This window comes from Aliidiomarina sp., from assembly GCF_047920995.1.
In the GTDB taxonomy this organism is placed as follows: Bacteria; Pseudomonadota; Gammaproteobacteria; order Enterobacterales; family Alteromonadaceae; genus Aliidiomarina.
Genome location: NZ_JBLRWZ010000009.1, coordinates 40999 through 66304 on the forward strand (window position 1 = coordinate 40999; position 25306 = coordinate 66304).

At 48.6% G+C, this 25306-nt stretch carries 20 protein-coding genes and 1 other RNA gene; 4 read left to right on the forward strand and 17 right to left on the reverse strand.

Annotated elements, in window-relative coordinates; all coding sequences use genetic code 11:
* Window positions 1-3 precede the first annotated feature (3 nt).
* The 10 genes from ACNA7P_RS03880 to ACNA7P_RS03925 all read right to left on the reverse strand — a co-directional run bounded on the left by ACNA7P_RS03880 (window position 4) and on the right by ACNA7P_RS03925 (window position 12044).
* The gene (locus ACNA7P_RS03880; protein ID WP_416257300.1) at window positions 4-1377 is read right to left on the reverse strand and encodes a MotA/TolQ/ExbB proton channel family protein; all 1374 of its coding nucleotides are present in this window, start codon (window positions 1375-1377) and stop codon (window positions 4-6) included.
* On the reverse strand, window positions 1374-2162 hold the full coding sequence (locus ACNA7P_RS03885) for a DUF3450 domain-containing protein (RefSeq protein WP_416257301.1): 789 nt from the start codon (window positions 2160-2162) through the stop codon (window positions 1374-1376). The genes ACNA7P_RS03880 and ACNA7P_RS03885 overlap by 4 nt, the downstream gene beginning before the upstream one ends.
* A gap of 362 nt (window positions 2163-2524) precedes the next feature.
* The gene (locus ACNA7P_RS03890; RefSeq protein ID WP_416257302.1) at window positions 2525-3505 is read right to left on the reverse strand and encodes a class I SAM-dependent methyltransferase; all 981 of its coding nucleotides are present in this window, start codon (window positions 3503-3505) and stop codon (window positions 2525-2527) included.
* 109 nt (window positions 3506-3614) lie between these two features.
* Window positions 3615-6386 (reverse strand): TonB-dependent receptor domain-containing protein, encoded by a 2772-nt coding sequence (locus ACNA7P_RS03895; RefSeq protein ID WP_416257303.1) that lies wholly within the window; start codon window positions 6384-6386, stop codon window positions 3615-3617.
* A 307-nt stretch (window positions 6387-6693) separates the two neighbouring features.
* On the reverse strand, window positions 6694-6990 hold the full coding sequence (priC, locus tag ACNA7P_RS03900; RefSeq protein ID WP_416257304.1) for a primosomal replication protein PriC: 297 nt from the start codon (window positions 6988-6990) through the stop codon (window positions 6694-6696).
* Window positions 6991-8076, reverse strand: a complete 1086-nt coding sequence (locus ACNA7P_RS03905) for a tryptophan 2,3-dioxygenase family protein (protein ID WP_416257305.1) — start codon at window positions 8074-8076, stop codon at window positions 6991-6993. It abuts the gene before it with no gap.
* Window positions 8063-9325, reverse strand: coding sequence for a ketopantoate reductase family protein (locus tag ACNA7P_RS03910; protein ID WP_416257306.1), 1263 nt, complete (start codon window positions 9323-9325; stop codon window positions 8063-8065). The genes ACNA7P_RS03905 and ACNA7P_RS03910 overlap by 14 nt, the downstream gene beginning before the upstream one ends.
* Window positions 9318-10739 (reverse strand): AmpG family muropeptide MFS transporter, encoded by a 1422-nt coding sequence (locus tag ACNA7P_RS03915; protein ID WP_416257307.1) that lies wholly within the window; start codon window positions 10737-10739, stop codon window positions 9318-9320. The genes ACNA7P_RS03910 and ACNA7P_RS03915 overlap by 8 nt, the downstream gene beginning before the upstream one ends.
* A gap of 5 nt (window positions 10740-10744) precedes the next feature.
* On the reverse strand, window positions 10745-11368 hold the full coding sequence (locus ACNA7P_RS03920; RefSeq protein ID WP_416257308.1) for a peptidylprolyl isomerase: 624 nt from the start codon (window positions 11366-11368) through the stop codon (window positions 10745-10747).
* A gap of 109 nt (window positions 11369-11477) precedes the next feature.
* On the reverse strand, window positions 11478-12044 hold the full coding sequence (locus ACNA7P_RS03925; protein WP_416257309.1) for a YajG family lipoprotein: 567 nt from the start codon (window positions 12042-12044) through the stop codon (window positions 11478-11480).
* Window positions 12045-12174: 130 nt separating this feature from the next.
* Here ACNA7P_RS03925 and ACNA7P_RS03930 point away from each other — a divergent pair, with 130 nt between their 5' ends.
* The 4 genes from ACNA7P_RS03930 (at window position 12175) to ACNA7P_RS03945 (ending at window position 17770) form a co-directional block, all read left to right on the forward strand.
* The gene (locus ACNA7P_RS03930) at window positions 12175-13263 is read left to right on the forward strand and encodes a ketoacyl-ACP synthase III (protein WP_416257310.1); all 1089 of its coding nucleotides are present in this window, start codon (window positions 12175-12177) and stop codon (window positions 13261-13263) included.
* Window positions 13264-13413: 150 nt separating this feature from the next.
* The gene (locus ACNA7P_RS03935) at window positions 13414-15060 is read left to right on the forward strand and encodes a BCCT family transporter (protein WP_416257311.1); all 1647 of its coding nucleotides are present in this window, start codon (window positions 13414-13416) and stop codon (window positions 15058-15060) included.
* Window positions 15060-16934, forward strand: a complete 1875-nt coding sequence (locus ACNA7P_RS03940) for a DUF294 nucleotidyltransferase-like domain-containing protein (RefSeq protein ID WP_416257312.1) — start codon at window positions 15060-15062, stop codon at window positions 16932-16934. Before ACNA7P_RS03935 ends, ACNA7P_RS03940 begins: the two co-directional genes overlap by 1 nt.
* Window positions 16934-17770 (forward strand): 3'-5' exonuclease, encoded by an 837-nt coding sequence (locus ACNA7P_RS03945; RefSeq protein WP_416257313.1) that lies wholly within the window; start codon window positions 16934-16936, stop codon window positions 17768-17770. Before ACNA7P_RS03940 ends, ACNA7P_RS03945 begins: the two co-directional genes overlap by 1 nt.
* Window positions 17771-17910: 140 nt before the next feature.
* Here the strand turns inward: ACNA7P_RS03945 and ACNA7P_RS03950 are convergent, their stop codons facing one another.
* From ACNA7P_RS03950 to ettA, 7 genes are all read right to left on the reverse strand, one after another.
* Complete coding sequence (locus ACNA7P_RS03950; protein WP_416257314.1) at window positions 17911-18651, reverse strand: enoyl-CoA hydratase-related protein; 741 nt, start codon at window positions 18649-18651, stop codon at window positions 17911-17913.
* Between the two features lie 164 nt (window positions 18652-18815).
* An RNA gene (ffs, locus tag ACNA7P_RS03955) (signal recognition particle sRNA small type) lies at window positions 18816-18912 on the reverse strand.
* A gap of 80 nt (window positions 18913-18992) precedes the next feature.
* Window positions 18993-20117, reverse strand: coding sequence for a bifunctional 3,4-dihydroxy-2-butanone-4-phosphate synthase/GTP cyclohydrolase II (ribBA, locus tag ACNA7P_RS03960; protein ID WP_416257315.1), 1125 nt, complete (start codon window positions 20115-20117; stop codon window positions 18993-18995).
* Window positions 20118-20156: 39 nt separating this feature from the next.
* Window positions 20157-21323, reverse strand: coding sequence for a bifunctional diaminohydroxyphosphoribosylaminopyrimidine deaminase/5-amino-6-(5-phosphoribosylamino)uracil reductase RibD (gene ribD, locus ACNA7P_RS03965; protein WP_416257316.1), 1167 nt, complete (start codon window positions 21321-21323; stop codon window positions 20157-20159).
* Entirely contained in the window at window positions 21316-21765 is a 450-nt protein-coding gene (gene nrdR, locus ACNA7P_RS03970) for a transcriptional regulator NrdR (RefSeq protein WP_416257317.1), read from the reverse strand. The genes ribD and nrdR overlap by 8 nt, the downstream gene beginning before the upstream one ends.
* A gap of 107 nt (window positions 21766-21872) precedes the next feature.
* Window positions 21873-23153, reverse strand: a complete 1281-nt coding sequence (gene glyA, locus ACNA7P_RS03975; RefSeq protein ID WP_416257318.1) for a serine hydroxymethyltransferase — start codon at window positions 23151-23153, stop codon at window positions 21873-21875.
* Between the two features lie 316 nt (window positions 23154-23469).
* A complete protein-coding gene (gene ettA, locus ACNA7P_RS03980; protein WP_416257319.1) occupies window positions 23470-25137 on the reverse strand; it encodes an energy-dependent translational throttle protein EttA in 1668 nt (555 codons plus the stop codon).
* Window positions 25138-25306 lie beyond the last annotated feature (169 nt).

Genomic DNA, 25306 nt, shown 5'->3' on the forward strand with positions numbered 1-25306 from the left:
GGCTTACGCTCCTTTCTTCTCTGCATGAGTAGCTACGATACCGGCAGACTGCTCATCGAGAATATGGAGAATTGATTTGCTCTTCGAAGCCACAATTGAGTGAATAACGATAAGCGGCAGTGCTGCAATCAAACCCAAGGCCGTGGTTACAAGTGCCATTGAAATATCGCCAGCCATGATACGTGGATCACCAGTACCGAATAGTGTGATTGATTGGAAGGTACCAATCATACCAACTACCGTACCTAGTAGACCCATTAGCGGCGCAATAGCTGCCAAGATCTTGATAATATTCACACCCGAATCAATTGACGGTGTTTCGCGAAGTATCGCTTCATCAAGTTTCAGCTCAAGGTTGGCAATGTCCGTATTTGGATTCTCATGATACACCTTTAAGATACGGCCCAATGGGTTCTTATCTGAAGGGTTCTGAGGATCTTTCAACTGACGACGAATTGCTCCACCTACAGCAGTAAGAGTTACCAGCTTGTAAATCGCGATAGCGAAACCGAGGAACAACACAAAGGTAATCGCATAACCAACGGTTTGACCTTGATGATAACGCTCAGAAAGTGTTGCTTTCTGGGTTAACAAGCTCAAGATTTGCCCGCGTGACGGATCGATGAACAATCCAGCATACCCTGAAGTTGTATTTTCAAAGTTAGCCGCTGCACGCAAGATGTGGCCAGAAGGCTGACGAGCGATAGGCTGAATTTGCTGAGTTGAATCATTGTAGATTAAGTATTCACCTTCAGAAATCAGGTTGAATGCACCAATACGGATTACGTCACGAACTTCAGAACCACCATCTAATAAGGTTACTTCGCCTTGATAACGAGCAACTTTACCTGATTCAGTCATTTCGGTAAGAAGCGCTAACCAAAGCTCTTCTAATTCAGCGATATTTGGAAGTTCACGTGCTTCCGCAAGGCTACCCAAGATTTTTTCACGATCTGGATATTGTGCACTAACGATCGAGGTAGAAATACGGCCGATAGTGTCTGATGCTGCACCACGAATTACACCGAAGATCTCACCCAAAGTACCAACCATGTTGTCAAGTTCGGTTTCTTTGTTAGCGATGCTAATTTCGTTTTGCGAGTACTCTTCTTGCAAACGAGTACTACGTGCTTGCTCATTACGCAGTTCTTGCTGCGCTTGGCGTAACAATTGTTGCTTGTCAGCACGATCATCTAGGAAACGACGTTCACGAGCCTGATCAATACGCTGCGCAGCTGCGCGTTGCTGTTGAACTTGCTGTAAAAGTTCGTCAAGAGTTCTAGCTTCAGTTTCCTGTGCATTCACAGCAAACGCAGCTGTTGCCGCAAGGGTAATACCTGCCGCGGCTACCATGAGGTTTTTCACTACTTGTTTCATTCTGCATTCTCCGCGGCAAAGATTGGCAGACGCACTACATCAAAGGCGGTCTGACGGCGAGACATACGGATTGCTTGAGTAAGCGGGCTTAAGAAGTTGTCTTCTACACGACCCCAAGAACGGGTTTCGTTATCCCATACCCATGCATTACGCATATCTAACGATTGTGCCAAGAACGCGATACGACCTACATGCAAGTAATCTACTGCAATGTCTTGGCCTTCGAAGCTCAACGTACCTTGATAAGAGATAAGGCCTACGCCGTAATCCATTTCAATTTGGTATGCTTCGATGATCTGACGGAACTTCTCAGAATCAGTAACTTCTGAGCGAACCATCAACTCACGTAAACGCTCAACTCGACGTTCCCGCTGTTCACGGTGAATTGGAATGTCCAGCTGAACGAACTCACCAAGTGAATCGATCATTTTGTACATAAGTGGCACAACACCTTGGCGCGTTTCTTCGATACCATCAATTTGATTTTGTAACGAATCAAGCGTCGCGTTCTGATCGTCTACAAGACGCTGAACGTGGTTGTTGTATAGTCTAAGCGCTTCGAACTCGGCAACTACCGAACGGTACTCACCTAGAAGATCGCTGCTCTGTTCGAACAACGAATCGATACGCTCTTGAGAGGCAGCATTGGCGCGATTGGTTTGCGTTTGCTCAGCCTGTAACTGTGACAAGGACGTATCTTGAGCTGAGGCCAAGCTTACTCCTGTCAGCGCCATCACACCTACCACGGCGGCAGCGATTTTGCTTCGTTTAATTACTGTGGTCATAGTTCCCAACCAATTTGACTTAACTTTATCCTTCGCTTACGAGGCGTGAACAGAAGTGCGAACGTCACCTGGTAATGCTCGGGACCCAGTTGTGTGAGTGATGAAAAAGTTTTCTACACCAAAATAGCTATCTCGCAGAAATAGCATTCCTCGAATACTCCCACGAACACGGCGAGCCTGTCAACCGAGCAAATAGAGGTTTCTTCTCAGAATGTATGCGTGCACAAAAAGTTCATATACAAAAGGCACATGAGAGCAAATCATCCGACCAGATCATGCGCCATGCCTCGCTAGTAGCAAATTTACTGCATTATTTTTTAGCAAGAAAAAAAAGGCTTCGAAAACTAATTAGTTAGCTAAAGCTAACGCTTTTTCGCCGTGAAAGTATAAGCGAACAACTCATCTTCAATTGTAAAATCTGCATACGAAAATTCGCCTTGCAAATCTTCAACTATGCTTTGAAGTGCCATTAACTTTTCTTTATTCAAAGCCACAGAAACCTGTTCTTGGATGCGTAATACGTGATTCTGCAACGCATTATAAACCCCTCCCAAGCCCTGCAAAGCTTGCTTGGCAGTTTGTGCATCCTGCACTGATTTAATTAAACCAATGGCCTGGCCAAATACATCATTCACCCATTCTCCATCGCCTGCTTGGTTAAAACGCTCATTGATGATCGTCATGGTCCACTGCACTGATTTGGTAACCGCGATACATTCTTGCGTGCGATTCCAACTCGTGTAATCCATGTTATCTAGCGCTCCCGAGGCCAAATTAAAGAGCAAATCAAGTTGCATAAAAAGTGGCGAGTTATTCAAGATATAATCGAAAATTTGTAAACCACGTTGGGAATCCTGCACTAATGCCGATTCGCTATGATGCGCCATTACCACCAGTTCACCGCCTGGCTTCAACACTCGAAAAATCTCTTGCAGCGCCGGTTTTGTATCCGCATATTCAAAGGCAAACTGGCTAGTTACACAATCGATAGAACCATCCGCAAAGGGCATTTTCTCGATAGGCGTTTCACCGTGAAAGCTAATTCCCTGCAGTTTTTTCTGTAGCTCTGGTTTGCCCTGCAAGCTCGCTTCTGGATTAATCGCCGCCGCATCAACTCCGATAACCTCCCAAGCACGCTTATGTTTTTCCCCGTACTCGGTTATCAATACTGCAAGAGCACCATTACCGGTACCAGCGTCTACCACGCAAGCATCTTTCGCACATTTACTGAGGTGCTGCTGCCAAAACTCGGCTATTTCACCGGCATAGCCTGAGGCCGCCCCTGATTCGGCAAAACTGTTTAACGCGCCTGAATTGCGCCAATAATCACTCCAATGTTGCATAGTTTCTTTATCTCTATTAGTGGCTGAAAATAGTGGCTGAAAAAAAACCGGCCCTAAGGCCGGTTTTTATGTTGGTTATTAACAACCAAATTTAACTCAACTCAATTACTTAGAATTTTTGCGTGTAACGGAAGTAAGTTACACGGCCAAACGCATTGTAAAGGTTGAAGTTGTAGCTACGGCCACCGAATGCACGCAGTTGCGGCTCTTTAGCGAACGCGTTTTGAGCACCAACAGTTAAGCGGCCATTCCAAGAAGTGTTATAAGTTACTTGGATATCGTTAGTGATCCAAGTAGCAATATAATCATCTGGGTTAGTGGTGCTTTGTTGATCGCCGATTACATTCATGTTCCAAGCAATATCAAAATCGCTAATGCTGTACACGTTTTGTAAAGTTGCACGGTATTTCGGGTCACCAATTTCACCTACGAAGCTAGTACCACCATCCACTTTAAATGAACGAGTATAAGCTACTTGTAAGTTCTGGTTTAAACGACCGTACTGGCCGAAATCAAAGTTAGTACGTGCATTGAAATCAAAGCCTTCGATATCGATTGAACCATCGTTACCGAAACCACCGTTTACAAGAACGATTGGATTTACTGGGCTACCTGCTGGTACTTGGCCAGTAAAATCAACGTTCGTGTTACGAATAATACCTAAACCAGCTGGAATATTCTGGCCTAAACGCTCACGGGTTAACAAGTTACCTGCACCAAACGATGCGATCCGATTGGTAATTTCAACTTTCCAGTAATCAAGTGAGAAGTTGAACCAATCAGCTGGCTGATATGCAACACCCAATGACATTTGCGTTGATTGCTCAGATTCTAAATCTGGGTTTGCACGCGTTTCTTGGCGAACCTGCACTGCACAGTTTGCAGCTTGCGAGAAGTTCAAGCAAGTTGCTGGATCAGAAACTGATGGGTTACCAGAAGACGGTGCTTGTGTGATGATATCCAAGCTTGGTGCACGGAAACCTTCACCCCACGAACCACGAACCAATAGCGTATCAGTTGGGGTCCAACGGAAGCTTGCTTTTGGCGAGAAATCTGAACCATAGTCAGAATACTCATCGAAACGGCCTGCGAAGTTCAATTCAAAATCGTAGGTTACTGGCACAAGTACTTCGAAATAACCTGAAGTTACATCACGACCACCACCTGCAGAGTTACCCGCAGAACCACCTACAGAACCGGCTTCAGAAAGCGCATCGTACTGATCCACATAATCTTCTTCGCGGTACTCGAAACCTACTGCCGCTTGAATCATACCTGCATTCGTATCCATTACATCGAAGCTAGCAGAACCAAAAATTTCTCTTTGATCAAACTGCGAAACTCGCGAAATGGTTACGTTCATGCTGTTAATCAATTGCGCATAAGCATTTTGATCAGCTTCAGAAGTGTAACGTGAACCCAATGGATCGCGTAAATCATAGTAGATGCCCGTGAACGATGCATTGTTCACCAGGTTGTCAGCTTGGGTACGCAATAAGTAGTTGTAACCAATATCAAAGGTTTTTGAACTACTGGTACGCGCACCGAAATCTACATCTACTTCACCGATACGGCCTTGAGCGCCGAATAGTAAATCTGTAGAAGTGTTATCTACATAACTATCTCGGTTACCGATTGAAGCGAAGCGATGCCAGTATTTCATGTCACGGTTACCCGTAACGGTACCACCGATCAGCTCATCTTCATCATTGAAGCGCGGAGTTACTGCGTTATCACCAGCAAACACTGTATCACCAGCTAACCAGCTGTTGTATGCAGCAACACCGATGTTACGGCCATCTGCAGCATATCCTGGGTTATAGAACGGGCTATCAGGGTTGGTTGGGTTGTTCAAGCTGCTTGCATTTAGCGTTGAACCTGGATCATTCAATGAAGGAGCATAACGGCCAAACGATTTGGCGCGCGCATAGCTAGCATTCATGAACACGTTCCAATCATCGTTGATATCGTGGTCAGCTTTCAAGAACAAGCCTTGGTTACCAGTAGATGCTTCGTTCGCATTTGTTGCGTTAAAGTTGTAAGCACAAGTATTTGCTGCACCCGTTAAGCGGAAGTTCACTGTATCCGCACAAGTGCTTGGATCTGCAGCACGGAAACCACCAGAGTTATCAGTTTCAGTTACGTTATTACCGTAAATTGAAGTACCTGGTTGCACCCACTTATAGGCGTTTTCAAAAATGATGTCACGGTTGTTCCATGAAACACCACCGATTACCCGGGTAGTATCGCTAGAAGAACCGAATACGATTGAACCTTCTTCACGATCACCGCCATCACTTGGCAAGCTTACAGTTGAACGGCCATAACGCGCTTCAACGCCGTTGAAATCACGACGTGTTACGATGTTGATTACACCACCGATCGCATCTGAACCATATACTGCAGATGCACCGTCAGAAAGGATTTCAATCCGCTCTACCGCTGCCATTGGCACGATGTTCAAATCTTGGCTAGAACCAGTTGATGGAGACGTTGGTAAACGACGGCCATCTAAAAGAACTAACGTACGAGAAGCACCTAAGCCACGTAAACTTACGGTTGCAGTACCCTGCGCCGCGCTACCAGATTGCGGACGGAATGAACCAGAAGTGTTAAAAGTTGTGCCACGAAGTAAATCGGCAACTGAAGTTTCACCAGAAAGATCGATGTCTTCACGGCTAATAGTTGTTACCGGCAGCGCGCCTTCCATCTCTGAACGAGAAATACGCGAACCAGTTACTTGGATACGCTCAACGCGCTCCGCCTGTTCTTCTTCTTGCTCCTGCTCTTGCGCTTGCGCAATTCCAGCGAATGCTGTAGCTGAAGCACCAAACATCAATGCTAAGCGAACGGACTTAGCTACTTTGCTATTTGTGTACATGTAGTATCTCCCTGGATCACTCGTGGTGATTTTTAGGTTTATTATGCAGCAGAAAATTGCTGCTTTATCTTGAGTGTTTTGTTTAAAACTTTTTGTTTACAAATCAACAAACTGTTGAGAAATCTTAGTGGTTCGCTCTACACAACCCACCCAACATATACGGGCACTTTATCCCAAGATGTTGTTAGATTTTAACGCCCAACACCCTGACTATATCAAAACGTATAAGGGTTGCAAGCCTTATAGGGCTATTTTACGCAACAAATGTGAACTTTTCGTGTTTTACGCAAACTAACGCGCACACTGGTTAATCTTTATACAGAGCTTGCACTAGTGCGTTCAGTTGTTGCTCTACTACATCGCGCACAAATGGATAGGTAGGCGAACTCGGGGATATTTCCGCTAGCATACGAGCATTCTTCTCAGCTTCATCCAAATACGCTACAACCTTATCGCTGCGGGTTTTGAACACCGATTGGGCGAACCACTCGCGGGTTAATTCAGGGCTGCGCCGCTGGGCACGCTCACGCAACGCGCGGAACACAGCGGCGGTTTTGGCTTCAGATTCACTAATACTTGCAGCCACAGATTCCATGTCACTCATTTATAACTCCCGGCGTAAACTTGCCCTTACAGAGGCCGGTAACGGTGGCAAACTCCCTTTTGGCAATAAATACGTGGCCAAATTCATAAAATCGGTGAAGATCCGGTTCTTCTCCGTTGTGCGTTTAAGGTATTCGTGGCCAGAAGAGCCCCCCGTACCTATCTTCGAACCTAACATACGTTGCACCATCATGGCATGCCGATACCGCCAAATTGTTAAGTTCTCATCAATATCGGTAAGGGCACTTAACACCTGGTAGGGTAAGTTAAACACTGGTTCTTCACGGTACAAATTGATAAACAACGCGGCCTGCATTGCTCGCTGCGATAAACGCACTCTGCCATCCGCCTGCATCGCGGCATATTTATCCGCTTCGAACAGCGCCGAAAAGTTATCGCGTGTTGTTGCTAATTCCTCTAGCTCAGTAGTAAGTTCTTCTTCGCTTAACAGCGTATTCGCGCGCACAATCTCTTCATCATGCAACAATTGCTGATCGATGGCCTGTTGATAGTGTTGCCAAAAGGTAAACTCGTCCTGTTCTAAAAAAGGCATCCGCGCCAGCCAAGCATCCACCCGAGTAAATAAATCAGGTTGTTGCTCCAACTCTTCTAGATAGGCTCGATCGCTCGGGTTAATGCGGTTATAAAACGAGGCTTGATCAAAAGCGATACGCTTATCACGGCGCACCCCTAAACTAATTTCAATTTCTTTGAACTGAATACTTTGAAAGCCTGAAGCGGGCACTAAATAATCACGGAATTCGAGAAAATCTTGCGCCGTCATGGTTTCCATTACACTAATCTGCTGGTTTAACAGCTCTTGAATGGTTACTACCCGCTTCAGCCGATGCACAATGGTCATCAGTTGTTCATCGGGAATATGCGGCTCTCGGAAAATAGCCAACACCGAGCGCAGCTCATGCATCATCTGCTTAAACCACAGCTCATAGGCCTGATGCACAATAATAAACAGCATCTCGTCATGCGCTTCAGCACCGTAGTTCGGTGCAACCGGTTGTTGCGCACTCAGTAATTTATCTAAACCAAGGTAATCGCCGTAATACACTGGTTCTTTATTCTTTTTCATTTTTGTCCTTGCTCGTATTCGAGCTCGCTAGCTGGTGCCAAAGTTCGCAGTTTACCCGTGTTGCCACATGTAAAAGCGTGCCCTCTTGGCAGATAAAACCGTTTAAATAATCTACTTCAGTGGGCTTGCCGGCCTCACTATCTTGCAACATGCTGCAGCGATTGTTTGCCGTAGCACGAATTACTTGTTGTACCGAAGCTACTAACACATCTGCATCAAGGTACGGGTTCAAGTTACCAATCTCTTCGCAAATGGCGCGGATTTTGGGTTGGTATTCGTTCTTTCTTAACACACCATTCACATCACCGGCAATGGTTGCCAGCGGATTAATCACGCAATTAATGGCAAGTTTGTGCCAACGCCTAGCGCTAATATTTGCCTCCCAATGTAAGGGCGGTAATGCTTGCGCTAAGGTGTGAAACCAAGCTGGCTGTTGTGGCTTATCGTTCGATTCAGCAAGCGCCGCATAGCGGGTAAGCGCGTGTTGTGGGCCATTCCGTTCTGCATCAATTAGCGAATTCATTGCAGCGGTGCTAGTTTCTGCAGTATCGGTTGCATGCTCAGCGCCTGTGGCTTTTGCACTGCGGAGCCCTAGCCAACTCTCTCCCAAGCCCGCATGCACTGTGCTTAATCGCGATTGCCGCCACGCACCATGGGTAGTTACTAAATCATATACTTGTACGTGGCCTGCTTGCGCTGCTTGTGCCAACATCGTATCGGCCGCGCCCATGCCATTGTGGCTTAAAACCAGCTGCATAGGGGCTTTACCTATACAGTTAGCTGCGCCCTTACTTATAACCTGCTCCGCTCCCTGTTCCTCTCCCTGCTCCTCCCCCTGTTCCGGGAAGAACTGCTGCAATATTTGCCGCAACAGGGGCTCTAGTTGCCATGCTTTCACCATAATCAGCCAAATCGCTCCAGAAGGCGCTGCGGCGGCTGAATGAATTACCGGAAAACGTGCTCGTATCGATTTCTGAGTGATATTTGCTGCAGCGGAATTAGGTGTTTGTGCGGCCTGCGGCGCTGCGCCTGCGGCAGGCACAACGTTAAGCTCTACCTCGGGCCCATCACTAGCATGCCGGGAGTACACCATTACCGGCGCGCCAGCTTGCTGCAAACCATGCGCCCATAGTGAACCTAAGGCACCAGTACCAACCACTACCCAAGTTGGCTGCGTATCTGGTGCATTCTTTTGCAAATCGCTTTGTAGCTTGCTTTGTAAATCTTTAATTCCCGCAGAACTAGCCATTCTCTTCATCCCACCGCGCTTGTTTGGCACGGCCTTCATCTTCTAGTGCTTGAATAGGCTTACGAATTGTCCATAAGAATAGCAAGCTAGGGATTACCATCAAGGTGGTTAACAGAAAGAACACCGCCCAGTTGCCATCCAGCCAATCCACCACTACACCGCTATACGCGGCAAGTACGGTGCGGCCAAATGTGGCCACGGAGGCCATCAACGCATATTGAGTAGCGGTAAACGCGCGGTTCGCCAACAGTGAAATCAGCGCCACAAAGGCCACAGTAGACCAAGCTGAGGTGAAACCATCGGAGATCACCGCAGCCAATAGCAAGGGCTTACTGGGCCCTACAACCGCCAACGCCGAGAACAGTAAATTACTCAACGCCATGGCACTGCCGCCAATAAACAGGCCTTTCAAGATACCAATGCGCATAGTTACGTATGCGCCCAACAGCGAGAAAATAATGGTAATCCACCAATTCACCAGCTTCGAATACAAACCTATTTCTGAATTGGTAAAACCAACTTCTTGGTAGAAAACAATCGACATTCGCCCCAAGAAGGCTTCGCCAACCTTGAACAGCAGCACGAACAACAAAATTGACAAGGCAAAACGCACACCATTGCGGCGGAAGAACTCCGCTAACGGTTCTACCAGGGTAACCCCTAGCCATGCGGTAAGCTTATGGCCCATACGAATAGTATTACCGGCACCTGCCAACACTTGCTGATAACGCAACTCTGCTTCTCGCTGCAATACACGGCGATCAGTTTTCGGCTCCCGCGCCAGCCACACCCCGGCACTTAAAAACAGCATCATTACCGCCAGCACTTGGTAAACGCGGGGCCAATCCCAGCCGGGTAAATCGGATAAGAAAAACGGAATTGCACCTAGCCCAGCGAAACCGGTCCACCAACCTGCGGTGGCCATCGCCGCACCCGCGGATTGCAAGCGTGCTTCATGCTCGCCAATTGAATCAATTCGATATGCATCAATAGAAATATCTTGGGTTGCCGAGAATATGGCGATGGTTAATGCCACCATGCCAGCGAAGCGCAACTGCGTAGTAAAATCGATTTGGGCAAGGAAGAAACAGCTGGCAGCAACACCCAGCTGACAAAATAACACCCAGCTACGCCGATGCCCCAACCAGTTACTAAGAACAGGAATGCGCACCCTATCCACTAATGGCGACCACAAAAAGTTAACCGAATATACGGCAAATACAGCGCCAAAGAAGCCAATAGTGGCGCGGGTAAACCCCATTTCGTTCAGCCAAGCCGACATTGAAGAACCGATCATTACCCACGGATAGCCGCTCGCCATCCCGAGTAAAAATATAGTAAGCAGCCGCCGTTGCAGATAAAACCGCACAACATTGCCGAAACCCACCGGGGCTTGGTTTAATAATTTTGCCACGGCAATTATTGCGCTTCAGGCAATAATTCAACCGAAATTAAGCGCAGCGGTTCAACCGGAACATCAGGAAACCCTAGCTGTTCACTTACCTCAGTTGTTACCGCAGAGAGTTCGTGCAATAACTCCGCATTCTCAACAATTTCACCAAATACAGCATAACCCCAGCGGCGGGAGCTTGGGTTCAAAGTATCATTGTCTTTCACATTGAAATAAAATTGGCCCCGCGCCGAGTGCGGCTCATTCTGGCGTGCCAACGCAATCGTGCCGAATTTATTGGTTAAACCGTTGCCCGATTCGTTCACTACCATATCGCCCTCAGGTAATGGCGTGCCGTCTGCTTTATAGCCCCCGCCCTGCACTACAAAATCCTCTACCACGCGATGAAACAAGGTATCGTTGTAGCTACCACTCACCACATGGCGCAAAAAATGATCTACGGTTAACGGCGCGCGCCAGCGATTCAGCTCCACCACCATGTCACCCATGCTGGTTACAAACTTTACCCTTGGATACAAATTTTGTTTTTGTATCGCAGCATCATCTGCACTGCTTGCTGAAGCCAGCGGGCTAATGGCCAACGTAGCTGCTATCACCAAACCCCAGATTACCGTTAACCCTTTTACGTTCATGTTCCACTCCAATAACATTACTAACTATGATGTTTTGTTCATTGCTCACAAATAATGAATAGCGAATAACTACGAGAGCTGCTTACCGCTCTATTGGCCGCTCTATTAATCAATGCGCGTGCTCCGCAAGCCATTCCTGCAGAATTACATCTTTAAACATATCGCGCACGTTCGTTTGCACAACTTTGTTAAAAGTATCATTCAGATGTCCGTAATCTAAACGCTTGTAGGGACCGCCTGCAACCCGAGTTACGTAACGCCGAGAAACCCATTGATCGCCGCTGCGCACCACCAAGCGAGTGGCCATCTCATGCTCGGCTCGATAGTTGCCACCATCTGGGTACACTAAAATCAATGCTTCTTCTAAATACACCGTAAATTGTACTGCCGCAGATTCATCATTTGGCCAGAAATCTGCCATTGCTCTACTGATCAGAGTAGCCAGAGGCACAGTGCTCGTGGCAAACTCGGCTTTATCATCAGTATGTTCCACACGTAATATGTGGTTTTGAGTGCGTTGATCTCGTACCTGCAAGTTTACTGCTTGCATGGTAGGTGCTTGCAAGCTGCCGGCAGTTGGCTGCTGAATCACTAAATGTTCTGGGGTTTTCGGCGTGCTCATACAGCCCGTTAGCAACACGCTTCCTAGCATTAACGTAGCAATTAAATTGCGCATTATGTTTTGTCCTTTTAATGCAGTAACTGTTTTAATTCAATTATCGCCAATAAAGGTATACGATTGTTAGTTATCAGTCACGCATGCGATGCGCATACTGTTCAAAACAGATTAAATTAAGGTTCGTTGAATGAAATTTGCAGAAATTACCGGTTGGGGAAAGTGTGTACCGCCAGCAATCCTCACCAATAACGATTTGGCCACGTTTATGGATACTTCTGATGAATGGATCCGTAGCCGTACCGGCATTGAAGAGCGCCGCGTAAGCGCCGTGGGTACCTCAGCGATGGCCGCAATAGCAGCACGCAACGCCCTTGCTGCCGCTGATCTCGATCCACGAGAAATCGATTTAATCATTGTAGGTACCTGCACAGCAGACGAAATCATTCCTAACGTGGCTTCAAAAGTACAACAAGAAATTGGTGCTAAGAATGCTGCTGCGTTCGATTTAAATGCCGCCTGCAGCAGCTTTTTCTACGGGATGCACTTTGCTACCGCAAGCATTCGCATGGGTATGCATAAAAACGTATTGGTAATTGGTGCCGAACGCTTAACCCGCATTCTCGATTGGACCAAGCGCGAAAGTGCCGTGTTATTCGGTGATGGTGCAGGAGCCATGGTATTGCAAGCATCTGATCTTGAATCTGGCTTACTCTCGTCAAAAGTAAGTTGTGATGCCGATGCCCGTGATGTGCTCTCACTCGATTTCGGCATGAGCTTCGATCGCTACAACTTCGATGGCGTAATGCCATTCAACTTTATCGGCCAAGAAATATTCAAGCGCGCCGTAAAAGGCATGAGCGCTGCGGTAGAAGGTGTATTCCAAGAAACCGGTTTAAGCGTTGATGATATCGATGTGCTCATCCCGCATCAGGCGAACAAGCGCCTGATCGATTTTCTGGCGAAAATGTGCAAAGTGCCGGAAGAAAAAACCATGGTGAACATCCAAAAATATGGTAATACCTCTTCAGCTACCCTGCCTATTGCCTACACCGAAGCGCTAGAAACCGGCATGGTAAAACCAGGCGATTCAATTATTAGCGCGGTATTTGGTGGTGGCCTCACCTGTGGCGCTGGTTTAATTAAATGGGGTGAGCGCGTAACACCCCTGCAGAACAACCAAATGCAACTCGAAGATAGCAGTAACCAAAGTGCCCTCGATTTAATTTTGCCGTTATTTGAAGGTGCTCAACGAGCCGCTAAAAATCGCAGCGAGTGAATGCTCTAACGCCCACCAGCACTTACACACCGCAATTACTGTACCAAAAAGCCGCTTCCACAAGAAGCGGCTTTATTGTTATTCACGGTTGCACTTCGGCTTCTCTGCCACTAGTCTAATAAAAAACAATCACAAAAAAAGGGTACCCCGATGAGCGACAAGCACAACGATTCCCATGAACCAGATCCAATGAAACCTGATGGCAAAGTAAATCCTATCGATACCGATTATAAAATAGGCCAAGATAACATCGCCTTTAAACTCGGTGGTATCGGTCTTGATATTCATAACCGCGTATTTGCTATCTCCGGTATTGGTATCATTTTATTTGTATTTTTTACTTTATTGTTTCAATCCTCCGCAGAACCAGTTTTCTCAAATATCAGAAATTGGCTTACCGCCAACTTGGATTGGTTCTTTATCAGTGCCGCAAACATCTTCGTTATCTTATGTTTGGTGCTGATTTTCTCGCCATTAGGTAAAGTAAGGCTTGGTGGCACAGAAGCAGAAGCCAACTTCTCCTATTTTGGTTGGTTTTCCATGTTGTTTGCCGCCGGGATGGGTATCGGCCTCATGTTTTACGGGGTTTCCGAGCCACTTTCCCACTTTACCGCGGCCTACGGCGGTACCGAAATGGGCGATGCCGGGCGCGTTGATTGGGCTCCGTTAGGTGGTGCTGAAGGCGATGTTGAAGCAGCGCGCAGGCTTGGCATGGCAGCTACCATTTATCATTGGGCACTGCACCCATGGGCAATATATGCCGTGTTAGCGCTTGGTTTGGCATTGTTCTCATACAACAAAGGCCTGCCGCTTACTGTACGCTCTATTTTCTATCCATTACTAGGTGAGCGCGTTTGGGGCTGGCCTGGGCACGTAATTGATATTCTTGCCGTACTCGCTACCTTATTCGGCCTCGCCACATCACTCGGGTTAGGGGCCTCGCAAGCCGCTGCTGGTTTAAGTTATCTATTTGGCACACCAGAAGGCATTACCATGGAGGTAGTGCTAATTGTGGGCATTACCATTATCGCATTGGTATCCGTAATTGCCGGATTAGAGGCTGGGGTTAAACGGCTTTCACAAATTAACATGACCCTCGCCGCATTACTCATGCTATTCGTTATCATTGTTGGCCCTACCATCGGTATTCTTACCGGATTCTTCGCCAACCTTGGTGCTTACCTGCAGAATTTACCGGCACTAGCAAACCCCATGGGCCGTGAAGATGCTAACTTCTCGCAGGGCTGGACAGCCTTCTACTGGGCATGGTGGATTTCCTGGTCACCGTTCGTAGGCATGTTTATTGCCCGTGTATCACGTGGCCGTACCGTACGTGAATTCTTAATTGCCGTGTTGATTATTCCTTCACTCGCCTGTGTATTGTGGATGACGGTATTCGGTGGCACCGCCATTACCCAATTCGTAGGTGGCTTTACCGATGCAGCGAATTCAGAATTGCCAGTGCAGCTATTCTCGATGTTGAGCATATTGCCGTGGGCACAAGTTACCTCGTTCATTGGTATTCTCTTAGTAATCATCTTCTTCGTAACCTCTTCCGATTCTGGTTCCTTGGTAATTGATACCATTGCCGCTGGCGGTAAAGTAAATGCACCAACTGCACAACGTGTGTTCTGGTGTACCTTCGAAGGTTTAGTGGCTATCGCACTAATTCTTGGCGGTGGCCTCATTGCGCTACAAGCGATGGCGGTATCAGCGGGCTTCCCGTTCACCATTGTGCTACTCGCTTCCTGTGTGGCCTTAGTGAAGGGGTTATTAAGCGAACCTAGAGGGGTTTAATGGAAGCTGAGCACATTGAGGTTCTGGAGTTTATTCGCCAGTATTCGCCCTTCACCGAGCTCCCTGAAGAGGAGCTCGCTGCAGCGGCACAAAGCATTGAAGTAGGTTACTTTAAAGCTGGCAGCCAAATTCTTGAACACAATCAGCAAGTAGCCGATCTACATATTATTCGCAGCGGTGCGGTGGAAGTTTTTCACCGCACCGGCGAGCTCTATAACCGCCTCAGTGATGGCGGTTTTTTTGCCGAAGCAGGGTTACTTCGCAACGGCAGGGTTCGCTATCCGGCTCATGCCATTGAAGATACTTTGCTCTATTTCCTACCCGGCGAACTGTTCAATCGTTTTTATGATGAATACGAAGAGTTTGCCGATGCGGTAGAAACCGAAGATCGCCAACGCTTAAAGCGCGCCATGCGGCGTAATCAAAACGCCAACGATTTAATGTCGGTAACCATCGAAACTCTCATTAGCCGAGAACCTGTAAGTATCTCTGCCGATGCAAGTATTCGCGAAGCAGCAGAGAAAATGACCAACGAAGAAGTAAGCTCATTGCTTATTTTCGATACAGAGGCTTCCACAGCAGAAGATGCGCCACCAAGCGGTGTTATTACCGATAAGGATCTGCGCAAACGCGTGCTGGCCGTAGGCTTGGCCGATAGCACCCCAGTGCGTGAAGTAATGTCTACCGGGTTAGTGTTTGTAGAGCACAACCAACGCGTTTTTGAAGCCATGCTTATTATGCTTAGGCGAAACTTGCATCATTTGCCGGTACTGAAGAAAAACCGCACCATTGGCGTACTTTCGTTATCCGATGTGGTGCGCCACGAATCAAAGAACAGCTTGTTTGTGGTAAGTAGCATCTTCCGGCAAAACTCAATTGCAGAGCTCGCTACCCTAGTGCCCGATGTACAAGCCAGTTTTGTGCGCATGGTAAATGAAGATGCCAATTCACGCATGATCGGTTCATCTATGGCCGTTATTGGCCGCAGCTTTAAACAGCGGCTGCTCGAGCTTGGGGAAGAGAAGTTTGGCCCACCACCGGTGCCTTATTGTTTTCTCGCGCTGGGCTCTATGGCGCGTGATGAGCAAAGCGTTGTTACCGATCAAGATAACGCCATGGTATTGCACGATAGCTTTGATCCCGAGCAGCATGATGAATATTTTCGTCAGCTTGCCCAGTTTGTTAGCGATGGCCTTGATGCCTGCGGGTACACCTACTGCACCGGCTATATCATGGCCACCAATCCAGAATGGCGGCAACCCTTAAAAGTATGGCAAGAATATTTCACTCGCTGGGTAGATGATCCCACCCCCGAAGCATTGTTGCACGCCTCAATATTCTTCGATTTAGAGGGCGTTTGGGGAGAAATCGATTACGCCAAATTACTGAACGAGTTGGTGCAACGCAAAGCCATGCGCAGTAACCGCTTCCTCGCGTTTATGGCGCGCAATGCTTTAAACCGCACACCGCCACTCGGCTTCTTTAAAGATTTCGTGATGGAAAAAGATGGCAAACATAACAACTCTATCAACATCAAACGCCGCGGCACCGCACCGCTAGCCGATTTAATTCGGGTGCACTCACTCGCGATCGGTTCGCGCGCTCGTAACTCCTTCGCACGCCTCGAAGATGTAATGGAAGCCAACATTTTACCGCCAGGCCGCGGGCCCGATTTACGAGATGCCCTCGAGTTAATATCCATGGTGCGAATTCGCCATCAGGCACTGGCTATTGAGCAAGGCGAAAAGCCAGATAACAATGTAGCACCGGAGAACCTATCTGATTTTGAGCGCAAAAATCTAAAAGATGCGTTTCAGATACTCTCCAGCGCCCAGCGTTACATGCGTTTCCGCTACCCGCCCGGAGCCACCTAATGTTTCGCCGCAACAACAGCGAGGGGGGCGATTCTGAGCGGGAAAAATCGTTACACAAAGTGCCCGAGCACGATGTCCCCACGCCCAGCATTCCCTCCCAGCGATATAGCCAGCCAAGCACAGATTGGCAACGCGTAAACTGGCAAGAACGTTTCCAGCATCTCGCTGAAAACGCCCACGATCCGCGTTTAAAAAAGTTTTATCAAGCGGGGTTAGATGCGGGTATCACCGATGCCAACATGCCTATTAGCGAAGTACCCATGATGGTACTCGATTTCGAAACCACCGGCCTGAATGCCGCCGAACACGGTATCCTTAGCATCGGCGCGATACCGATGAACTTACAGCGTATTTCTCAACAACAAGCGCGCATGTGGTTAGCAAAACCACGCCGGAATTTGCCTGCAGAATCGGTTGTTATCCACGGTATTACCCACTCGCAAATTCAGCAAGCGCCGGATTTTATTGATATCTTAGAAGAGGTGCTCGAATTTCTTGCTGGCCGTTTATTGGTAGTACATTACCAAGGCATTGAGCGGCCATTTTTAGCGGCCGCAATTGAAGAACGTATTGGTGAACCTATCGAGTTTCCTGTAATTGACACCATGCACTTGGAAGCGCGCCTACATCGGCAACAACAACTCACCTTATGGCAACGGTTCCGAGGCGAAAAGCAGGTATCCATTCGCCTCGCCGATAGCCGCACACGCTATGGTTTGCCTTGGTATCATCCACACGATGCCATTACCGATGCTCTTGCCACCGGCGAGCTGTTACAGGCGCAAATCGCCCACCACTATTCCCCGAACACCACTATTGGCGAGCTCTGGAGCTAGCTTCACCGTTGCACCCTGGCCGCAGGTATTGCCAGAGACGCCGCAAGTATATCCATATAGGCTTGGCTGCCACATCCATGTGGCAGACACTCTGGCTAATACCAGCGGCCAGGGTACACAGCTAAGCTGCCGAACAGTGTTTAGCGCTTCGCTTTTGCGGCGATAATGGCTTGAGTTTCGGGGCTGGCAAGCACCTGTAAGAAATCCACCAGCTCGCGTTGAATGCGATCATTAATTGGTTCGGGCTGGGTTTTCATCAATTTCTTACTGAGGCGCAACGAACGCACCGGCTTCGCCGCTAACTTATCGGCTACAGCTTGTACGGTAGCAGCCAACTCTGCTGCCGGAACTACTTTATTTACAATATTCAGCTCATAAGCTTTCGCCGCATCAAATTGTTCAGCAAGTAACAACAGCTCGGCCGCTTTCGCATGGCCACAAAGTGCAGAAATTAACTGGCTCGAACCGGCTTCCGGCACCAAGCCCATATCTACGAACGGCATCACAAACTGCGTACCTTCAGCGGCATACACTAAATCGCAATGCAGCAGTATGGTTGTACCAATGCCCACAGCCGCGCCTTGCACCGCCGCCACAACGGTTACATTAACGGAAGAGATAGTTTGCAGGAATTGAAATACCGGCGAATCTGATTTCAGTTCGCCATGCTTGAGAAAATCACCTAAATCATTGCCCGCACAAAACAGATCGCCCTCACCCGACAACACCACCGCAGCAATATCATCGCGCGCTTCTGCATCTTGCAACGCTTGTGTCATTGCCGCATACATATCTTGGGTAAGCGCATTGCGCTTTTGCGGCCGGTTCAAGTGCACCCGCACAATGTTATTTGTTTCTGAAATCGTTACAAATTCACTCATTTCATTTTCCACTTTTGTACATCAGTACCTAAACATATCACTGGTCAGGCCAGAAAACTAGAGTGGCTTAGCGGAGGGTTAACATAGTGGTGAAGCGGCGTGGTGGGATATGGTGGCGAACGAGAGTGTGAGTAATAGCTGAATTCGAGGCAAAAAAGAGGTGACCCCACCAGCCGCACCCCGGCACACATTACCCCAACTACGGCTGCTCCCTTCCGGGCCTGACCGAGTTCGCTGGTTCATGTTGCGAGGGGACCAATGGGGCCACCAGCGCGCATTATCCCTGAAAGCATGGGCTAACACAACCGTGCCGCCACTGTTTGCTTAAAAGGTGAGCGGCACTATTTGTCTTCGATAAATTCCACCACTTCCAAGCCAAAGCCAGAAAGGGCTGAATATTTTTTCGGCGAGCTTAATAGGCGCATTTGGTGCACACCAATATCGGCAAGAATCTGTGAGCCTACGCCCACATTACGTGATTCATTCGATTGCGTAGCACCAACGCGCGCTTCGCCGCGATCTTGCTGGGCAAAAAAGCGTACCTGCTCAATTAAATCCTGCGGGCTTTGCTGCTTACTCAACAACACAAATACACCACCCTCTTCACCAATCCGGCGCATTGCCCGATATAGCGGCCAACTGCGGCGCGCAGCGCGTTCCGTAGCCAGCAAATCATTGAAGGTATCTTGCAAATGCACCCGCACCAAGGTGGGCTCATCACCCTTCACTTCGCCGCTTACCAAGGCAAAATGCACTTGGCCATCAACCGTGTCTTGGTAGGTAATTAAATCAAACTCACCATAGGCGGTAGGTAACTTACACTCCGCTACACGATGCACGGTTTGCTCTTTCATCGAGCGATACTCGATTAAATCCGCAATCGTACCCATTTTAATATCGTGCTCAGCAGCAAACTTCTCTAAATCAGGACGGCGCGCCATACTGCCATCTTCATTCAAAATCTCAACGATTACAGAGGCAGGCTCATAGCCCGCTAAACGTGCTAAATCACAACCAGCTTCCGTATGCCCTGCTCGATTCAAAACACCGCCTTGGCGAGCTTTCAACGGAAAGATATGCCCTGGCATTACCAAATCACTAGGTTTTGCATCACGCGCAACCGCAGCCAGCACAGTTTGCGCTCGGTCTGCTGCAGAAATACCCGTGGTTACACCTTCAGCAGCTTCAATTGAAACGGTGAAATTCGTAGCATAAGGTGAATTATTTTGGCCAACCATTAACGGCAACTGCAACTGCTGACAGCGCGCTTCGGTAAGCGTTAAACAAATCAACCCACGGCCATAACGGGCCATAAAGTTGATCGCTGCGGGCGTTGCGCACTCCGCAGCCATAATCAAATCGCCTTCATTCTCACGATCTTCATCGTCCATGAGAATCACCATTTTGCCGGCTTTAATATCGGCAATAATTTCTTCGGTGCTATTCAACCCCGTTAAACTCGACATCTATGTATCCTCAGATTCATGGTGTACAGCTAACGCTGCTTACCGCAAACCAAAACCAGCAGTTTTGGTTAATACCATTTTCACGTCGGTGCCTATCGATTCCACTGAGCTATATTCCCACACCGGCACTTTATCCATATGTGTAATGTTGCCCAAATGGAACATGCCCACACTTTGATCGCCCAATAATTTCGGCGCCATATACACAACCAATTCATCTACCAATTCGGCAGTTAACAGTGCCCCTGCCAATCGCGCACCAGCTTCAACCCAAACCGTATGAATGCCGCGCTCGGCGATCAGCTGCAACAAGGCCGTTAAATCAATGCGCCCCGTAACGCCTGTTTCCATTACGATTTCTTCCGCATTTTCCGGCAACTGCATGCCACTGGCACTCGCACGAATTAACCATACCGGGCCACCACAGGTAAATAATTTAGCATCTGGCTTCACTTCACCGCGGTGATCAATAATCACCCGCACCGGCTGGCGAACATCTTGCTTGCCTGGTTCACCCGGATATACCGTGCCCGTAGGAAACTCCGTAGGCCGCACATTCAATACCGGATCATCCGCCAACACCGTGCCAGCGCCCGTTAAAATAGCGCCCGCTTGCGCGCGCCCTACTTGCACATCGGCACGTGCTTCATGGCCAGTAATCCACTTACTCTTACCGTTCGCCAACGCCGTGCGGCCATCAATTGATGCCGCCATTTTCAACTGCACATACGGCCGGCCAAGCTTATGGCAAGTAAAGAAACCGCGGCTTATCGCGTAAGCTTCTCGCTCGAGTAACCCCACTTCAACTTTAATACCCGCTTTCTTTAACCGTTTAATACCAGCACCCGCCACTTTCGGGAACGGGTCTTCCAACGCTACTACTACGCGCGCCACGTCTGCCTTGATCAACGCATCAACACATGGCGGTGTACGGCCAGTGTGATTGCACGGTTCAAGTGTAACGTAAACCGTTGCGCCCTTCGCGGCATCGCCAGCTGCAGCCAATGCATTCACTTCTGCATGGGCTTCGCCAGCACGCTCATGAAAGCCTTCGCCCACAACTTCGCCCGCTTTGTCGTTCGAAAAATCAACAACAACGCAGCCAACGTTTGGATTAGGATGAGTGGTAAAGCGCCCTTGAGCAGCAAGCTCAAGTGCACGTTGCATATAATAGGTATCTGTTTCTGTGAAGGTAATTTTAGTCATCTAAACGAGCGATCTCCGCGCCGAAGTCGCGAATATCCTCAAACGAACGGTAAACCGACGCAAAGCGAATATAAGCAACTTTATCGAGTTGCTTGAGTTGATCCATCACCAAACTGCCAATCAGTTTACTAGAAACTTCTCGTTCGCCAGTAGCGCGCAGTTTAGATTTGATACGATTGATGGTTTGCTCCATCGCCTCTAGGCTCACCGGACGTTTCTCCAATGAACGTAGCAGGCCAGCACGCAACTTATCCTCGTTAAAAGGTTCGCGCGCACCGTTGCTTTTAATCACTCGTGGCATTACCAATTCTGCGCTTTCAAACGTAGTAAACCGTTCTTTGCAGGCATTGCATTCACGCCGGCGGCGAACCGACATACCGTCCGCCACCAAGCGTGAATCAATTACTTTCGTATCTTGCTCAGAGCAAAATGGGCAATGCATAGAATGTTTATTCCTTTCAGAGTGCGCAAGCAAAGGGCCAGCCCCTACTCACACACGCTAATTACTGAGCTTTATATTAGGCCTACTATCCAGCCTAATATGAGGGCCTACGCCTTTTTAGCGTACACCGGGAAGCGCGCACACAACGCTTTCACTTCATCACGAACGCGCGCTTCAACAGCGCTATCGCTCGTACCATCTTCTTTTACTGCATTTAACACATCGCAAATCCAGTGTGCTACCTGCTCGGCTTCTGCTTCTTGGAAACCACGGCGCGTAATTGCCGGAGTACCCAAACGCAAGCCAGAGGTAACAAACGGCGAACGCGGATCATTCGGCACCGAGTTCTTATTCACCGTAATGAACGAACGGCCAAGTGCCGCATCCGCATCTTTACCCGTGATGTTTTTGTTAATTAAATCCACTAAAAACAAATGGTTTTCAGTACCACCAGAAACGATATCGTAGCCACGCTCTTGCATAACACGCACCATCGCTTTAGCGTTCTTTAACACTTGCTTTTGATATTCTTTAAACTCAGGCTGCAACGCTTCTTTAAATGCCACCGCTTTCGCAGCAATCACGTGCATTAACGGGCCACCTTGGTTGCCCGGGAACACCGAGCTATTCAAGCGCTTATGCAAATCCGCATCGTCTTTGCCGCTCAAAATCAAACCAGAGCGCGGGCCAGCTAAGGTTTTATGCGTAGTAGTAGTTACCACATCTGCAATGGGCACCGGATTCGGGTACAAGCCCGCCGCCACCAAACCAGCCACGTGCGCCATATCTACCAGCAGGTAAGCACCCACTTCATCGGCGATATCGCGGAATTTCTGCCAATCCACAATGCCAGAGTACGCTGAAAAACCAGCAATAATCATCTTCGGCTTGTGCTCATGCGCCAATTCACGCACCTGATCGTAATGAATTTCACCCGTTTCCGGATGCAGGCCATATTGCACCGCGTTGTAGTTCACGCCCGAGAAATTCACGTGCGAGCCATGGGTTAAATGGCCACCATGCGCCAAGCTCATTCCCAACACCGTATCGCCAGCCTTACATAAGGCCATAAATACCGCCGTATTGGCTTGCGAACCAGCGTGCGGTTGCACGTTCGCAAACTTCGCACCAAACAATTCTTTCGCGCGCTCAATCGCCAAATTTTCCGCAATATCCACATACTCACAACCGCCGTAATAGCGCTTGCCCGGATAGCCTTCGGCATATTTGTTGGTTAACTGAGAACCCTGCGCTTCAAGCACGCGCGGGCTAGTATAATTCTCTGAAGCAATCAGCTCGATATGCTCTTCTTGGCGTACAACTTCGGCTTGCATAGCCGCCCACAGTTCCGGGTCAAACCCAGCAATTGTCATCTCAGAACCAGACATGCCTACTCCTAATAAACGGTGAAATATCGCCCAAAAATCAAGCGCTCATTATACCGCACAACGCGCGCAAATGGTAGCCGCTCGGCCGTGGGTGTGGAAAGAGCTTCCAAGGCGAGAGTGTTCTGGGAATAATGAATCTAGAAATGTTCGCGCTTATAACAACAAGTAACGTTCAATCATAAACGCACTTGGTGGTGGGGATAGCACCAGCCGGAGTGTTTGCCGCATGGATGCGGCAGCCAAGCCTACATGGATGTACTTGCGGCGTCTCCGGCGGTGCTGCCCCACCCCCAAGAAACGCGTTTAAGGTTGAACGTTACTTCACGGCTTTTTTGTATTTGATGCGGTGCGGGTTCATCGCATCGGCGCCGTGCGTTTTCTTCATGTACTCTTCGTATTCCGTGTAGTTACCTTCGAAGAAGCTCACTTGCCCTTCATCGCGGTAATCCAGAATGTGCGTAGCAATACGATCCAAGAACCAGCGATCATGCGAAATCACCATGGCAGCGCCCGGGAATTCCAATAGCGCATCTTCCAATGCCCGCAAAGTTTCCACATCAAGATCGTTGGTAGGCTCATCGAGCAGCAACAAGTTGCCGCCAGCGCGCAGCAGCTTCGCCAAATGCACTCGGTTGCGTTCACCACCAGAAAGCTCACCAATGAACTTCTGCTGATCGTTGCCACGGAAGTTAAAGCGGCCCACGTAGGCACGGCTTTGCACTTCATAAGTTCCGATGCGCAGAATATCTTGGCCATCAGAAATTTCTTGCCACACCGTTTTCTTATCGTCCATATCATCACGGAACTGATCAACCGAGGCCAACACCACGGTTTCGCCAAGTTCCACGGTGCCTGCATCTGGCTGCTCTTTGCCGCTAATCATGCGGAACAACGTAGATTTACCCGCACCATTCGGGCCGATAATGCCCACAATGGCGCCTTTCGGCATACTAAAAGTTAAATCGTCTATCAGAACGCGATCGCCATAGCTTTTCTTCAAGCCATTCACTTCCAGCACCTTATCGCCCAAACGTGGGCCCGGCGGAATATACAGCTCGTTGGTTTCGTTACGGGCTTGGTAATCACCCGATTGCAGCTCTTCAAAGCGGTTCAAACGCGCCTTGCTCTTCGCTTGCCTACCTTTCGGATTCTGCCGCACCCACTCAAGCTCTTTCTTAATCGATTTCTGACGAGCCGCTTCGCCGCGCTCTTCTTGCGCTAAACGCGCATCTTTTTGCTCAAGCCAGCTCGAGTAGTTGCCTTCCCACGGAATGCCGTAACCGCGATCCAGTTCAAGTATCCAGCCCGCCACGTTATCCAAGAAATAACGGTCATGGGTAATGGCTACCACAGTGCCCTCATAATCGTGCAAGAAGCGCTCTAGCCAAGCAACTGATTCAGCATCCAAGTGGTTCGTTGGCTCATCTAGCAACAACATATCCGGCTTTTCGAGAAGCAATCTGCAAATCGCAACCCGGCGGCGTTCACCACCCGATAGCGTTGCAATCTTGGCATCCCAAGGCGGTAAACGCAGCGCATCGGCAGCGCGCTCAAGAGCATTCTCAAGGTTGTGGCCTTCTTTGGTAGCTAAAATCGCTTCCAACTCACCTTGGCGCTTCGCCAGTGCATCGAAATCAGCATCTTCTTCCGCATAGGCAGCGTAAATTTCATCCAGCTCAACCAATGCATCTTTCACATCGCTCAAGGCTTCTTCAACGGTTTCACGCACAGTTTTACTCGGATCCAACTGCGGTTCCTGCGGCAAATAGCCGATGTTGATACCCGGCTGCGGGCGCGCTTCTCCCTCAAACTCTTTATCGATACCAGCCATAATGCGCAGCAATGTTGATTTACCCGAACCATTCAGGCCGAGTACACCAATCTTTGCGCCAGGGAAAAAGCTAAGGGAAATATCTTTTAAAATGGTACGTTTCGGCGGCACTACTTTGCTCACCCGCAACATACTATAAATATATTGAGCCATATGCCTCACAGTTCCTGTTAGAAATAGAAATCACAGCAATTGTACCACAGCACTTTTTTAATGCATCAGCGGAGTGAAGTTGGGGCTGCTTGCGGGTGTGAGGGAACGGTTTGGCTTGCGAGAGCTTGCGCCCTCGGCACCGCCAGAGTGTCTGCCGCAGGGATGGTGC